This window comes from Streptomyces olivochromogenes, assembly GCF_021538895.1.
Classification (GTDB): Bacteria; Actinomycetota; Actinomycetes; order Streptomycetales; family Streptomycetaceae; genus Streptomyces; species Streptomyces olivochromogenes_A.
Genome location: NZ_JADDRL010000021.1, coordinates 59,372 through 73,773 on the forward strand (window position 1 = coordinate 59,372; position 14,402 = coordinate 73,773).

Consider the following 14,402-nt stretch of genomic DNA (forward strand, 5'->3'; position numbering starts at 1 on the left):
GTCGAAGCCGCGGCGCGTTACGCGTCGCCCCCGGCCGCCCCCGGGTCCGCCGCCGACACGTCGAGCAGCTGGTACCGGTCGATGGCCTGCTTCAGCACCGAACGGTCCACCTTGCCCTCCCGGGCCAGCTCGGTCAGCACCGCCACCACGATCGACTGCGCGTCGATGTGGAAGAACCGGCGGGCCGCGCCACGGGTGTCGGCGAAGCCGAAACCGTCGGCGCCCAGTGACTGGTAGGTGCCGGGCACCCACCGGGCGATCTGGTCCGGAACCGACCGCATCCAGTCGGACACGGCCACGAACGGCCCTTCGGAACCGCCCAGCTTGCGCGTGACGTACGGCGTGCGCTGCTCCTCCTCGGGGTGCAGCAGGTTGTGCGTCTCGCACTCCACGGCCTCGCGCCGCAGCTCGTTCCAGGAGGTCGCCGACCAGACGTCGGCCCGCACGCCCCACTCCTCGGCGAGGATCCGCTGCGCCTCAAGGGCCCACGGCACCGCGACACCGGACGCCATGATCTGCGCCGGGACCGAGCCCGCGGTACCCGCGCTCAGCTTGTGGATGCCCTTGAGGATGCCCTCGACGTCCACGTTCGCCGGCTCGGCCGGGTGCTGGATCGGCTCGTTGTAGACGGTGAGGTAGTAGAAGACGTCCTCGCCGTGCGGGTGCTGCGCGTCACCGCCGTACATACGGCGCAGACCGTCCTGCACGATGTGCGCGATCTCGTACGCGTACGCCGGGTCGTAGGCCACGCAGGCCGGGTTCGTCGAGGCCAGCAACTGGGAGTGGCCGTCGGCGTGCTGGAGACCCTCACCGGTCAGCGTCGTCCGGCCGGCGGTCGCGCCGAGGACGAACCCGCGCGACAGCTGGTCGGCCATCTGCCAGAACTGGTCACCCGTGCGCTGGAATCCGAACATCGAGTAGAAGACGTACACCGGGATCAGCGGCTCGCCGTGCGTCGCGTAGGCCGAGCCCGCCGCGATCAGCGAGGCCGTGCAGCCCGCCTCCGAGATGCCGTCGTGCAGCATCTGGCCGGTCGGCGACTCCTTGTACGCGAGCAGCAGATCGCGGTCCACCGCCTCGTACTGCTGGCCGAGCGGGTTGTAGATCTTCGCGCTCGGGAAGAAGGAGTCCATGCCGAAGGTGCGGTACTCGTCCGGCGCGATCAGCACGAACCGGCGGCCGATCTCCTTGTCCCGCATCAGGTCCTTGAGCAGTCGCACGAACGCCATGGTCGTCGCGATCGACTGCTGACCCGTGCCCTTCTTCACGGTCGCGTACGTCTTGTCGTCCGGCAGCGCGAGCGGCTGGGAGCGCACGACGCGGGTCGGCACATAGCCGCCGAGCCCCTTGCGCCGGTCGTGCATGTACTGGAGCTCCTCCGAGTTCCGGCCCGGGTGGTAGTACGGCGGCAGGCCGGACTCCAGCTCCCGGTCGGAGATCGGCAGGTGCAGACGGTCCCGGAAGTGCTTGAGGTCGTCGACCGTCAGCTTCTTCATCTGGTGCGTGGCGTTGCGGCCCTCGAAGTTCGGCCCCAGCGTCCAGCCCTTGATCGTCTTGGCCAGGATCACCGTCGGCTGGCCCTTGTGCGCCTTGGCCGCCGAGAACGCCGCGAAGATCTTCCGGTGGTCGTGGCCGCCGCGCCCCAGGTGCAGGATCTGGTCGTCGGTCATGTTCGCGACCATCGCGCGCAGCCGGTGGTCGTCACCGAAGAAGTGGTCACGGATGTACGCGCCGGACTCGGTGGCGTACGTCTGGAACTGGCCGTCCGGCGTGGTGTTCATCTTGTTGACCAGCACGCCGTCGCGGTCCTGGGCGAGCAGCGGGTCCCAGGTGCGGTCCCAGACCAGCTTGATGACGTTCCAGCCGGCGCCCCGGAAGACCGACTCCAGCTCCTGGATGATCTTGCCGTTGCCGCGCACCGGGCCGTCCAGTCGCTGCAGGTTGCAGTTGACCACGAAGGTCAGGTTGTCCAGGCCCTCGCGGGCGGCGATGGACAGCTGGCCGAGCGACTCCGGCTCGTCCATCTCGCCGTCACCGAGGAAGGCCCACACGTGCGACTTGGAGGTGTCCGCGATCTCGCGCGCCTGCATGTAGCGGTTCATCCGCGCCTGGTAGATGGCGCCGAGGGGGCCGAGGCCCATGGAGACCGTCGGGAACTCCCAGAAGTCCGGCATGGAGCGCGGGTGCGGGTAGCTGGAGAGCGCGTTGGGGTACCGCGACTTCTCCTGGCGGAAGCCGTCCAGCTGCCGCTCGCTCAGCCGGTCGAGCAGATACGCGCGGGCGTAGATACCGGGGGAGGCGTGGCCCTGGAAGAAGACCTGGTCGCCGCCGTCGCCCTCGTCCTTGCCGCGGAAGAAGTGGTTGAAGCCGACGTCGTACAGGGAGGCGGAGGAGGCGAAGGTGGCGATGTGGCCGCCGACGCCGATCCCGGGGCGCTGCGCGCGGGAGACCATCACGGCCGCGTTCCACCGTGTCGCGTTGAGGATCTTGCGCTCGATCTCCTCGTTGCCGGGGAAGAACGGCTCGTCCTTGGTCGCGATCGTGTTGACGTAGTCCGTGCTGCGCATCTCGGGCACGGCCACGCGCTTCTCGCGGGCCCGCTCGATCAGGCGGAGCATCAGGTACCGGGCCCGCTCCCGGCCGCGCTCGTCGACGGCGGCGTCGAGGGAGTCGAGCCACTCCTGGGTCTCTTCGGGATCAAAGTCAGGAACCTGACTCGGAAGGCCGCCAATGATGATCGGGTTGCGATCGGATCCGGAAGCCACGCTGTTCCTTACCTGTCAGAGGGCCGCTTTTCTGCTGGGGCGTTCACCTTGTGCCTGCGCCGTCCCCATCGTGTACCTAGGGAAGGCGTACGTCATCTCTACCGTGAGGTAACCGAGACCTCCGTGGGGTCTCCCTCAAGCCGTACTCGGGCGTGCCCGATCAAAACGCAACGATACGCCCAGCGCTTGACCCCCTTGGTAAAACTGTTCGATCACCGCACCGCCGAGTGATTCCCAGAGGATTCCTAAGCGCGCAAATCGGGCAGAAGGGTCTGGTGTGAGTCACCCTGGGTGGAGAAGGGGTGCTCGGAGTTGCGGCGACACGGCCGGGATCGTCACCGTTTCGGCGGTCTGAACGGCCGGGTACTTGCGCGATCCGCCCCGCACGTGTGGACTACGGCCAATGCTTCGCGTACGCGCGTGGCTGAGATACTCATCAAGACATGATCAGGAGGCAACCCGTGAGCGCGACCGCGGACCACGCGGAGGAGCGGACGAGCCCTGCCGGCAGGCTGGGGTTCCAGCCCGAGCAGGTGGTCCAGGAGATCGGCTACGACGACGACGTCGACCAGGAGCTCCGCGAGTCCATCGAGGAAGTCATCGGCAGTGAACTCGTGGACGAGGAGTACGACGACGTAGCCGACGCCGTGGTGCTGTGGTTCCGCGACGATGACGGCGACCTGACCGATGTGCTGGTGGACGCCACCACCTACATCGAGGAAGGTGGCGCGATTCTGCTCCTCACGCCGAAGACCGGCCGTGACGGGTACGTGGAGCCGAGCGACATCTCGGAAGCCGCGGTGACGGCCGGGCTGTCGGCGTCCAAGAGCGTCAGCGTGGGCAAGGACTGGAGCGGCTCGCGTCTGGCGACGCCGAAGGCCGCCAAGACCAAGAGGTAAGTCGGCCTCATCCCCGGACACCGGACGGGCCGGACAGGTCCGGCCCGTCCGCAGGTGCGCGGTGATCGCTGCGTAGGGTGGTCTCACCCCGACAGCCCACCGAAGGGATGCAGGACCATGGCGATCCAGGTCGGCGACAAGGCGCCCGGCTTCGAGCTCAAGGACAACCACGGCCGGACCGTACGGCTCGCGGACTTCCACGGCGAGAAGAACGTCGTGCTGCTCTTCTACCCCTTCGCGTTCACCGGCGTGTGCACCGGCGAGTTGTGCGAGCTGCGCGACAACCTGCCCACGTTCGTCAACGACGAGGTGCAGCTGCTCGCCGTCTCCAACGACTCCATCCACACGCTGCGCGTCTTCGCCGAGCAGGAGGGTCTGGAGTACCCGCTGCTCAGCGATTTCTGGCCGCACGGCAACATTTCCCGCGCCTACGGCGTCTTCGACGAGGACAAGGGTTGCGCCGTGCGCGGCACCTTCATCATCGACAAGTCGGGTGTCGTGCGGTGGACCGTCGTCAACGGTCTGCCGGACGCGCGCGACCTGAACGACTACGTGAAGGCGCTCGACGCTCTGTGAGCCTCCGGATCCGACACCGGTGATTTCTTCGGGTCCAGGGCCTGCGGGCAGCGGGAACCCGTCACTAGGATCGACTCGTTGATCCGGTATCCGACGTACGACGGGGCTCCCCGCCCCAGGACACCACATGGAGGACTCGTGGGAGTCAGCCTCAGCAAGGGCGGCAACGTATCGCTGACGAAGGAGGCCCCGGGCCTGACCGCCGTCATCGTCGGTCTGGGGTGGGACGTCCGTACCACGACCGGCACGGACTTCGACCTGGACGCCAGCGCACTGCTGCTGAACGCCTCGGGCAAGGTCGGCAGCGACCAGAACTTCGTCTTCTTCAACAACCTCAAGAGCCCCGACGGCTCCGTGGAGCACACCGGTGACAACCTCACCGGTGAGGGCGAGGGCGACGACGAGCAGATCAAGATCAACCTGGCCGGCGTCCCGGCGGACGTCGACAAGATCGTCTTCCCGGTGTCGATCTATGACGCCGAGAACCGCCAGCAGTCCTTCGGTCAGGTGCGCAACGCGTTCATCCGCGTCATCAACCAGGCCGGCGGGGCGGAGATCGCCCGGTACGACCTGAGCGAGGACGCCTCCACCGAGACCGCGATGGTCTTCGGTGAGCTCTACCGGCACGGTGCGGAGTGGAAGTTCCGCGCCATCGGCCAGGGCTACGCCTCGGGCCTGCGGGGCATCGCCCAGGACTTCGGCGTCAACGTCTGAGACCCGAACGCTCCGCTTGTCCGGCGCCGCACCGTTTACGGGCGGCGCCGGACGCGCAGGACAACCGAAGCAGCACAACTCAGGGGAGGACCAGCATCATGGGCGTCACGCTCGCCAAGGGAGGAAACGTCTCCCTGTCCAAGGCCGCACCGAACCTCACGAATGTGATGATCGGGCTCGGCTGGGACGCGCGCTCCACCACCGGAGCCCCCTTCGACCTGGACGCCAGCGCGCTGCTGTGCCAGGGCGGGCGGGTCCTCGGCGACGAGTGGTTCGTCTTCTACAACCAGCTCAAGAGCCCGGACGGCTCGGTCGAGCACACCGGTGACAACCTCACCGGCGAGGGCGACGGCGACGACGAGACGATCCTGGTCGACCTGCCGGCGGTGCCGGCGGTCTGCGACAAGATCATCTTCCCCGTCTCGATCCACCAGGCGGACGAGCGCGGCCAGGCCTTCGGCCAGGTCTCCAACGCCTACATCCGGGTCGTCAACCAGGCCGACGGCGCCGAACTCGCCCGCTACGACCTGAGCGAGGACGCCAGCACCGAGACGGCCATGATCTTCGGCGAGCTGTACCGCTACCAGGGCGAGTGGAAGTTCCGCGCGGTGGGCCAGGGGTACGCGTCGGGGCTGCGGGGCATCGCCCAGGACTTCGGCGTCAACGTTTCGTAAAAAGGCGTCGGCCCAGGACGTGATCCAGCGGGCCACAGCCCCCGGACCTCGTGCTTTACGAGATGGCGGACCTGCGCGTACCCACGGGAAGCGCGCCCCTCTAGACTCGTGGTCAACGTTTAGCAAAGCCGAGTACGGCGCGGGGGAGACCCGTACAAGACACGGATTGGGTAGCCAGTGCTTCTGAAAACCTTCGGCTGGTCGTTCGCGATTACCGCGCTCGGCCTGGTCGCGGCGGTCTTCTACGGGGGGTGGGAGGCCTTCGGCATCGTGGCGATCCTCTCCATCCTGGAGATCTCGCTGTCGTTCGACAACGCGGTGGTCAACGCCGGAATCCTGAAGAAGATGAGTGCCTTCTGGCAGAAGATCTTCCTCACGGTCGGCGTGCTCATCGCGGTCTTCGGCATGCGACTCGTGTTCCCCGTCGTGATCGTCGCCATCAGCGCCAAGATGGGCCCCGTCGAGGCCGTCGACCTTGCTCTCAACAACAAGGACCGCTACCAGGAACTGGTGACCGACGCCCACCCGGCGATCGCCGCCTTCGGTGGCATGTTCCTGCTGATGATCTTCCTCGACTTCATCTTCGAGGACCGGGACATCCAGTGGCTGCGCTGGATCGAGCGACCGCTGGCCAAGCTCGGCAAGGTCGACATGCTGTCGGTCTGCATCGCGCTGATCGTTCTGCTGATCACCTCCTTCACCTTCGCCACCCACGCCCACCAGCACGGCGGCGCGCACGTGGACAAGGCGCAGACGGTCCTGATCTCCGGCATCGCCGGCCTCATCACGTACATGATCGTCGGTGGTCTCTCCGGCTACTTCGAGGATCGGCTGGAGGCCGAGGAGGAACGGGAGCACGAGGAGGAGGAAGAGGCCGAGCGCTCGGGCAAGAAGCGATCGCCGGTCGTCCTGGCCGGCCAGGCCGCGTTCTTCATGTTCCTCTACCTGGAGGTCCTGGACGCGTCCTTCTCCTTCGACGGTGTGATCGGCGCCTTCGCCATCACCAACGACATCGTCCTGATGGCCCTCGGCCTCGGCATCGGCGCGATGTACGTCCGGTCGCTCACCGTGTACCTGGTCCGCCAGGGCACCCTCGACGACTACGTCTTCCTGGAGCACGGCGCCCACTACGCGATCGGCGCGCTGGCCGTGATCCTCATGGTCACCATCCAGTACGAGATCAACGAGGTCATCACCGGCCTCGTCGGCGTCGTCCTGATCGCCTGGTCCTTCTGGTCCTCCGTGCGGCGCAATCGCGCCCTGGCGGCGACCGAGGGAGCCTCGGGCTCGGACGAGAAGGCCGAGGTCTCCTCCGGGGTGTGACGAGCCCCCGGGCAGGAATCCGGGGTGTGACACACCTCCGGGCGAGGAACGCTCTCTGCGGGGCGGCCGACACAGGGCGGCCGCCCCGCAGCGTTGACGGGAGTATGTGGGGGCGGGAATGGGATTCTTCGACGGGCTGCTGGGCGGACGCGCTGCCGAGTTCGACTCGGGCAGCGCCGCGACGAACTCCATCCGGCTCACCAAACGGCACCAGCAGGTGTCCCTGACCAAGCAGGGCGCGGCCACCGGGCATCTGCGGGTCAACCTGACCTGGCGGATGCGGACGTCCGACATCGGCGCCGGCGAGCGCACCAGCCTGCTGCGGCACCCCTTCAAGGCGCTGAAGCCGCCGGAGGTCCTCGGGCACGGGCAGAGCATGGTCAACGTCGACCTCGACCTGGGCTGCCTGTACGAGCTGTCCGACGGCACGAAGGGGGTCGTCCAGCCGCTCGGCAGCTACCTCGGAGACGTCAACGCACCGCCGTACGTCAAGCTGAGCGGTGACGACCGGTTCGGGTCGGCGTCCGGCGAGACGATGTACGTCAACCTGGATCACCTCGAGAACATCAAGCGGCTGCTGGTGTTCGTCTACATCTACGACCAGACCCCGGCCTTCGACCGCACGCACGCCATAGTCACCCTCTACCCGAGCAACGGCCCCCGCATCGAGATCGGCCTCGACGAACGCCATCCGCAGGCACGCTCCTGCGCCGTGGTGATGATCGAGAACGTCAAGGGGGAACTGGTCGTCCGACGCGAGGTGAAGTTCGTGTACGGCTTCCAGGGCGAACTGGACCGGCTCTACGGGTGGGGGCTGCAGTGGGGCCGGGGCTACAAGACCAAGGCGGAGTCGTAGCCCCCGACGGCGCAGCCGCGGGCTCCCGGGACGCTGGGACGCCGGGCGCCGCGCCTACCGGCCCAGGAACTGCGGTCCCTGCGGGGGCAGGCGGAAGTCCGGGTTCGGGAGCGTGGTCACCGGGGGCGGGTAGCCGTAGCCGGACTGGGCCGCCGTGGCCGCCGCGGCGGGGGCCTGGGGGTAGCCGTACGACGGCTGGCCGGCCGGGTGCGGGTAGCCGTAGGCCGGCTGGGCCGCCGACGTCGGCTGGGGGTAGCCGTAGGCCGGCTGGGTCGGCAGGACCGTCGGCTGCTCCGGCGGGAGCGGCTGGGACGGCTGGGAGACCTCCGGCTGGAGCAGGCCGGGCCCCTCGGGCTCCTCCGACTCGTCCACCGAGATGCCGAAGTCGGTCGCCAGGCCCTTCAGCCCGTTCGAATAGCCCTCGCCCAGCGCGCGGAACTTCCAGCCGTCCCCTCGCCGGTACAGCTCACCGCAGATCAGCGCCGTCTCGGCGCCGGTCTCGGGCTTGATGTCGAAGTGCGCCAGCGGCTCACCGTCGGCCGCCGAGGCGTCGTACAGCAGGATGCGCAGGGCCTGTACGCGGTCGAAGGCGACGCCGTCCGCCGAAGCGACCAGGAGAATACGGCCGACACCGGCCTCGACACCGCTGAGTTCTGTCTGGATCGTGTCCGTCAGGCCCTCGGCGATCCGCTTCTTGCCGAGCCGCCACACCTTCCCGGACGGGTGCCGGGGCTGGTTGTAGAAGACGAAGTCCTCGTCGGAGCGCACCCGACCGTCGGGGCCGAGGAGCAGCGCCGAGGCGTCGACATCCGGGACATCCTGCCCGGCCGTCCAGCGCAGCACGGCGCGCACCGTCGTGGCTTCGAGCGGGACGTTCGACCCCTTCAGCATCGCGTGCGTCATGCGGTCATCCTGCCCTCTCGGTCCTGATCACGACAACGCGGGGGTGACCGCAAGCGACCGCGGCTGTGCCGACGGGTGTTACCTGAAGTTCATGCCCGGCGGGAACCCCTGACAGGTACCCATACGTACTATTACCGGCCACCCACCTACCGAATCCATACGTCTGCCTGCGCCACGGGGGAGTTCCATGCGTCATTTCGGGCACATCGCCCCTGAGGTGCGTCAGCGCCTCTTCCACCAGCAGCCGTGCGCCTTCACCGGCGACTCGCCGGCCCGGCTGCTCTCCGCGGCCCTCGGGGCCACGCTGTACAGCCCGGCCACGAGACCGCGGCTCGCCGACGACATCGTCAAACAGGCCGCGAACGGCGTGGTCTCGATGGTGCTGTGCCTGGAGGACTCGATCGGGGACGAGGACGTGCAGGAGGGCGAGGCGAACCTCGTCCGCCAGTTCGCCGACCTCGACGCGCGGGCAGGCGTGGACCTGCCCCTGCTCTTCATCCGGGTCCGGCACCCGGAACAGATCCCCGACCTCGTGGGACGCCTCGGTGCGACCGTCCGGCTGCTGTCCGGATTCGTGTTCCCGAAGTTCACCGAGGAGCGCGGCATCCCCTTCTTGGAGGCGCTGGCCGGCGCCGAGACGGCGAGCGGACGGCGGCTGTTCGGCATGCCCGTCCTGGAGACCCCCGAGCTGATGTACCGGGAGACGCGCGTGGAGGCCCTGGAGGGCATCGCCCGCGCCGTCGACAAGTACCGCGAGCGGGTCCTCGCGCTGCGCCTCGGCGTCACGGACTTCTGCTCCTCGTACGGACTGCGCCGGGCCCCCGACATGACGGCGTACGACGTCCAGATCATCGCCTCCGTGATCGCCGACGTGGTGAACATGCTGGGCCGGGCCGACGGCACCGGATTCACGGTGACCGGGCCGGTGTGGGAGTACTTCCGGGTACCGGAGCGCATGTTCAAGCCGATGCTGCGGCACAGCCCCTTCCTGGAGGGCCAGGCCGTGGAGCTGCGCGAGCGGCTCATCGAGCACGCCATGGACGGCCTGCTGCGGGAGATCTCCCTGGATCAGGCCAACGGTCTGCTCGGGAAGACCTGTATCCACCCCTCGCACGTACTGCCCGTGCACGCGCTGTCAGTGGTCAGTCACGAGGAGTTCAGCGACGCCCAGGACATCCTCCGTCCGGAACGCGGCGGCGGGGGTGTACTCAGGTCGGCCTACACGAACAAGATGAATGAGGTGAAGCCGCACCGCGCCTGGGCCGAGCGGACCATGCTGCGCGCCGAGGTGTTCGGCGTCGCCAACGAGGACGTCGGCTTCGTGGAGCTGCTCGCCGCCGGGATACCCGGCTGACCGCCCGCCAACCCAAGGAACGCATGAACAACGCAGTGAACAACGGGGTCTGGTCCGGCAGCTGGGTCGCCGAGCGACTCGGCGTCGAACTCGTGGGCGACGACACGCTGACCGGCCTGCTCGGGCTCGCGCTGCGGCGCAACCCCAAGCGGGCGCACCTGCTCGTCTCGCACGTGCTGGGCAAGCACGTGCCGCAGTCCCCGGCCGTGGTCTACGGGCACGGGTTCGGCCTGGGCCGGCAGGTGCGCGAGCTGCTGGGTGACGCCCAGGCGCGCCGGGCGGTCGTCGTCGGGTACGCGGAGACCGCCACCGGCCTCGGCCACTCGGTCGCCGACGGCCTGGGCCTCGCCCCGTATCTGCACTCCACCCGCCGCCCGGTCGCCGGGGTCGCCCCGGCGGGCGGCTTCGAGGAGTCCCACTCGCACGCCACCTCGCACCTGCTGCTCCCGGAGGACCCGGTGCTGCTGGTCGGCGACGGCCCGCTGGTCCTCGTCGACGACGAGTTCTCCACCGGCAACACGGTGCTGAACACCATCCGGGACCTGCACGAGCGCTATCCGCGGAAACGATACGTCGTGGTCGCGCTCGTCGACATGCGCTCGGCCGCGGACGTCGGCCGCCTGGCGGAGTTCGCGCGGGAGATCGGCGCCCGGGTGGACCTGGTGGCGGCCGCCTCGGGCACCGTACGGCTGCCGGAGGACGTGCTGGAGAAGGGGCAGCGGCTGGTCGCGCGGTACGAGACGGCTGCGGACGGCTCCGCCGGGGAGAGCGCTGTTTCGTCCGGCTCCGTTGCGGGGAGCGCCGCCGCGGATGGCTCCGCCGCTGAGAGCGCCGCCGTGTCCGGCTCCGCCGCCGAGGGCGCTGCCGCACCCGCCCCGCACCCGCTCGGCCGGATCGACCGTGTCGACCTCCGCTGGCCCCTGGGTCTGCCCGACGGCGGGCGGCACGGGTTCACGCCGGCCCACCGGGCCCGCCTCGAAGGCGCCCTGCCCGCGATGGCCGCCCGGGTCGCCGAGGCGATACCCGCCGACGCGCGCCGGGTGCTCGTCCTCGGCTTCGAGGAGCTGATGTACGCCCCGCTGCGGCTCGCCCGCGAGCTGGAGCAGGTCGTGACCGCCGAGGTCCGCTACTCCACCACCACCCGCTCGCCCGTCCTCGCGGTCGACGATCCCGGCTACGCGATCCGCAGCCGCCTCGTCTTCTCCGCCCACGACGACCCGGCCGACGGCCCCGGCGAGCGCTACGCCTACAACGTCGCGGGCGCCGGCTTCGACACCGTCGTCGCGGTCGTCGACTCGACCGCCGACACCCCCGAACTGCACGCACCCGACGGCCTGTTGGCCCAGCTGGCCGCACACGCACCGGCCGTCCTGCTCGCCGTCGTACCGTCGTACGTGCCCCAGCCCCTGTACGTCGCCGCCCCCTCCGGACAAGGAACCACCATGCTGCCCGAGCCCCTACGCGGCCCCGCCTTCTCCTCGTACGCGCCCGACGAGGTCGGCTGGCTGCTGCAGGACCTCTCGGACGTGACGCTGGAGGCGCCGACCGAGGAGCGCGAGGAGGCGATCCAGAGCGGCGGCGCGCACTACGCCGAGTCGCTGCCGGTGGAGTACCAGCCCAGCGAGCAGTACCAGGAGCTGTTCCACGCGGCCCTCGACGTCTCCGCCGCCCGTGTCGCGCACGCGGTCGGCGTCGTCACCGAGACCGTGATCGCCGAGCGGTCGCCCCGGCCGGTGCTGGTCTCCCTGGCCCGCGCGGGCACCCCGGTCGGCGTGCTGATGCGCCGCTGGGCCCGGTTCCGGTACGAACTCGACCTGCCGCACTACGCCGTCTCCATCGTGCGCGGCCGCGGCATCGACGCCAACGCGCTGCGCTGGCTGGCCGCCCACCACGACCCGCGTGACGTCGTGTTCGTCGACGGCTGGACCGGCAAGGGCGCGATCACCCGCGAACTTGCCGACGCGATCAAGGAGTTCGAGGAGGCCGAGGGCATCTCCGGCTTCGACCCGGAGATCGCGGTGCTGGCCGACCCGGGCTCGTGCGTGCGCACCTACGGCACCCGCGAGGACTACCTCATCCCGTCCGCCTGCCTCAACTCGACGGTGTCCGGCCTGATTTCCCGTACGGTCCTGCGCGCGGACCTGGTCGGACCGAACGACTTCCACGGCGCGAAGTTCTACCGCGAACTCGTCGGCGCCGATGTGTCGGGCGCCTTCCTGGACGCGGTCTGCGCGCGCTTCGCGGAGGTCACGGACACGGTGGACGCGGCCGTCAAGGAGCTGCTGTCCGCCGACCGGACGCCGACCTGGGAGGGCTGGGCGGCGGTCGAGCGGATCAGCGAGGAGTACGGCATCCACGACGTGAACCTCGTCAAGCCCGGCGTCGGCGAGACCACCCGGGTGCTGCTGCGCCGGGTGCCCTGGAAGATCCTCGCCCGGGCCGGGGCGGGCGCGGACCTGGACCATGTGCGTCTGCTGGCCGGGCAGAGAGGCGTACCCGTCGAGGAGGTCGACGAACTCCCGTACACCTGTGTCGGGTTGATCCACCCCAAGTACACGCGCGGCGCTACGGGTGCCGACGGCAAGGCGGTGACGGTCTGATGCCGGTGCTGGTGGCGAGCGACCTCGACCGTACGCTGATCTACTCCTCGGCCGCCCTGGCCCTGACCATGCCGGACGCGCGGGCGCCCCGGCTGCTGTGCGTGGAGGTGCACGAGAGCAGGCCGCTGTCGTACCTGACCGAGACGGCGGCCGCGCTGCTGACCGATCTCGGGGACGCGGCGGTGTTCGTGCCGACGACGACCCGCACGCGCAAGCAGTACCAGCGGATCAACCTGCCGGGCCCGGCGCCGCGGTACGCCATCTGTGCCAACGGCGGCCATCTGCTGGTGGACGGGGTCTCGGACCTCGACTGGCACGCCGAGGTGCTCGCCCGGCTGGCCGACGAGTGCGCGCCGCTGGACGAGATCCGCGACCACCTCATGGCCACCGCCGATCCGGCCTGGGTGCGCAAGCACCGGGTCGCCGAGGACCTCTTCGCCTATCTGGTCGTCGAGCGCGAGCTGCTGCCCGAGGAGTGGGTGAAGGAGCTCGCGGTGTGGGCGGAGAACCGGGGCTGGACGGTGTCCCTGCAGGGCCGGAAGATCTACGCCGTACCGAAGCCGCTGACCAAGAGCGCGGCGGTCCGCGAGGTGGCCCGCCGCACCGGCGCCGAGCTCACCCTCGCGGCCGGCGACTCGCTGCTGGACGCCGACCTCCTCCTGGCGGCGGACCGCGGCTGGCGCCCCGGGCACGGCGAACTGGCCGATGCCGAATGGACGGCACCGGCGATCACCGCACTCCCGGAGCGTGGCGTGCTGGCGGGCGAACGGATCCTCCGAGAGTTCCTACGAGCAACACACCGCCCCACCGAGCCACCTCGACCGTCCTAGCCGCGCCGACGCCTAGCCGCGCCGGCCGTCCCAGCCGCGCCGTCTGGGCAGACGGCGGTGGTTGTCTGGGCGGGGGCAGCTGTCCCGGCGGGAGCAGCTGTCCGAGCTGCGCGGGCCGTCCGAGCAACGGTGGCCGTCCCGGCGGCGGCAGCTGTCCGAGCCGCGTCGGCCGACCGGCCACGGCAGCCGTCCTAGCCGCGCCGACTGTCTGAGTCGCGTCGGCTGTCCCGGCGGGGGCAGCTGTCCGAGTTGCGGTGGCCGTCCTAGCCGCGCCCGCCGTCCGAGCGGCGGTGGTTGTCTGGGCGGCGTCCGCTGTCCGCGGCGGTGGCCGTTCCGGCGCGCCGGCCGTCCGAGCAACGGTGGCCGTCCCGGCGGCGGCAGCTGTCCGAGCCGCGTCGGCCGACCGGCCACGGCAGCCGTCCTAGCTGCGCCGGCTGTCCGAGCCGCGCCAGCGGACCCAGCCGCGCCGGCTGTCTGAGCCGCGTCGGCTGTCCCGGCGGGAGCAGCTGTCTGAGTCGCGTCGGCCGTCCTAGCCGCGCCCGCCGTCCGAGCGGCGGTGGTTGTCTGGGCGGCGTCCGCTGTCCGTGGCGGTGGCCGTTTCGGCGCGCCGGCTGTCCGAGCAACGGTGGCCGTCCCGGCGGCGGCAGCTGTCCGAGCCGCGTCGGCCGACCGGCCACGGCAGCCGTCCTAGCCGCGCCGGCTGTCCGAGCCGCGCCAGCGGACCCAGCCGCGCCGGCTGTCTGAGCCGCGTCGGCTGTCCCGGCGGGGGCAGCTGTCTGAGTTGCGTCGGCTGTCCTAGCCGCGTTGCTGTCCGAGCGGCGGTGGTTGTCTGGGCGGCGTCCACTGTCCGTGGCGGTGGCCGTTCCGGCGCGCCGGCTGTCCGAGCCGTGCCCGCCGTCCTGGCCGTG

11 protein-coding genes are annotated in these 14,402 nt (G+C 70.0%); 9 read left to right on the forward strand and 2 right to left on the reverse strand.

What is annotated here, in order from left to right; translation table 11 throughout:
* Positions 1-17 precede the first annotated feature (17 nt).
* A complete protein-coding gene (gene aceE / locus IPZ69_RS13470) occupies positions 18-2,765 on the reverse strand; it encodes a pyruvate dehydrogenase (acetyl-transferring), homodimeric type (protein ID WP_235454332.1) in 2,748 nt (915 codons plus the stop codon).
* A 461-nt stretch (positions 2,766-3,226) separates the two neighbouring features.
* On the opposite strand from aceE, the gene IPZ69_RS13475 reads away from it, so the two are divergent.
* The 6 genes from IPZ69_RS13475 to IPZ69_RS13500 all read left to right on the forward strand — a co-directional run bounded on the left by IPZ69_RS13475 (position 3,227) and on the right by IPZ69_RS13500 (position 7,807).
* Positions 3,227-3,664 carry a DUF3052 domain-containing protein gene (locus tag IPZ69_RS13475; protein ID WP_235454333.1) on the forward strand — a complete coding sequence of 146 codons (438 nt, stop codon included), beginning with the start codon at positions 3,227-3,229 and terminating at the stop codon, positions 3,662-3,664.
* A 117-nt stretch (positions 3,665-3,781) separates the two neighbouring features.
* Positions 3,782-4,240 (forward strand): peroxiredoxin, encoded by a 459-nt coding sequence (locus IPZ69_RS13480; protein WP_235454334.1) that lies wholly within the window; start codon positions 3,782-3,784, stop codon positions 4,238-4,240.
* Between the two features lie 138 nt (positions 4,241-4,378).
* The gene (locus IPZ69_RS13485) at positions 4,379-4,954 is read left to right on the forward strand and encodes a TerD family protein (protein ID WP_235454335.1); all 576 of its coding nucleotides are present in this window, start codon (positions 4,379-4,381) and stop codon (positions 4,952-4,954) included.
* A 98-nt stretch (positions 4,955-5,052) separates the two neighbouring features.
* Positions 5,053-5,628 carry a TerD family protein gene (locus tag IPZ69_RS13490; RefSeq protein ID WP_235454336.1) on the forward strand — a complete coding sequence of 192 codons (576 nt, stop codon included), beginning with the start codon at positions 5,053-5,055 and terminating at the stop codon, positions 5,626-5,628.
* 177 nt (positions 5,629-5,805) lie between these two features.
* Positions 5,806-6,951 (forward strand): DUF475 domain-containing protein, encoded by a 1,146-nt coding sequence (locus tag IPZ69_RS13495; RefSeq protein ID WP_235454337.1) that lies wholly within the window; start codon positions 5,806-5,808, stop codon positions 6,949-6,951.
* Between the two features lie 118 nt (positions 6,952-7,069).
* Positions 7,070-7,807, forward strand: a complete 738-nt coding sequence (locus tag IPZ69_RS13500) for a TerD family protein (RefSeq protein WP_235454338.1) — start codon at positions 7,070-7,072, stop codon at positions 7,805-7,807.
* 54 nt (positions 7,808-7,861) lie between these two features.
* Here the strand turns inward: IPZ69_RS13500 and IPZ69_RS13505 are convergent, their stop codons facing one another.
* Positions 7,862-8,710 carry a TerD family protein gene (locus tag IPZ69_RS13505; protein ID WP_235454339.1) on the reverse strand — a complete coding sequence of 283 codons (849 nt, stop codon included), beginning with the start codon at positions 8,708-8,710 and terminating at the stop codon, positions 7,862-7,864.
* Positions 8,711-8,897: 187 nt separating this feature from the next.
* Here IPZ69_RS13505 and IPZ69_RS13510 point away from each other — a divergent pair, with 187 nt between their 5' ends.
* From IPZ69_RS13510 to IPZ69_RS13520, 3 genes are read left to right on the forward strand one after another with little or no spacing between them, the layout of a single operon-like run.
* On the forward strand, positions 8,898-10,064 hold the full coding sequence (locus IPZ69_RS13510) for an HpcH/HpaI aldolase/citrate lyase family protein (protein ID WP_235454340.1): 1,167 nt from the start codon (positions 8,898-8,900) through the stop codon (positions 10,062-10,064).
* A gap of 23 nt (positions 10,065-10,087) precedes the next feature.
* On the forward strand, positions 10,088-12,664 hold the full coding sequence (locus IPZ69_RS13515; RefSeq protein ID WP_235454341.1) for a phosphoribosyltransferase: 2,577 nt from the start codon (positions 10,088-10,090) through the stop codon (positions 12,662-12,664).
* On the forward strand, positions 12,664-13,494 hold the full coding sequence (locus IPZ69_RS13520) for an HAD family hydrolase (protein WP_235454342.1): 831 nt from the start codon (positions 12,664-12,666) through the stop codon (positions 13,492-13,494). The genes IPZ69_RS13515 and IPZ69_RS13520 overlap by 1 nt, the downstream gene beginning before the upstream one ends.
* Positions 13,495-14,402 lie beyond the last annotated feature (908 nt).